This is a genomic window from Gluconobacter sp. P1D12_c, assembly GCF_018812105.1.
Classification (GTDB): Bacteria; Pseudomonadota; Alphaproteobacteria; order Acetobacterales; family Acetobacteraceae; genus Gluconobacter; species Gluconobacter oxydans_A.
Window position 1 is genome coordinate 1 of record NZ_JACSIQ010000698.1, and the last position, 392, is coordinate 392.

Annotated in this window: 1 protein-coding gene; it reads right to left on the reverse strand. The window is 52.0% G+C overall.

From position 1 onward, the window contains the following. Positions 1-392: recombinase family protein (locus KP705_RS18795; RefSeq protein WP_215765404.1), on the reverse strand; the 392-nt coding region annotated here is incomplete at both ends.

A 392-nucleotide genomic window follows, 5' to 3' on the forward strand; every position in this document is an offset into this window, starting at 1 on the left:
CAGTTGGCCTAGAAATAGAAAACAGTTCTGAAAGATCGCTGATGGAGTAATCGCCGGTATCATACATCCGGCGAAGCTCTTTTTGCTGACGTTCAGAAAGCTTGGGTTTCTTTCCGCGTAGTTTACCTTTGTCGCGTGCAACGGCCATCCCTTCACGAGTACGCATCCGGATCAGATCGGCTTCAAACTCCGCGAAAGTCGCAAGGATGTTGAAGAACAACTTGCCCATTGGATCAGACGGATCGTGAATACTGTTCCCAAGTTGAAGCTTCACGCCACGGGATGCCAGGCTGTCGCCAATAAGCCGTGCATCAGGGACAGAGCGGGCCAGTCGATCAAGCTTTGGTACGACCAAAGTATCGCCACTACGAACAGCCGCCAGTGCCTGGTCA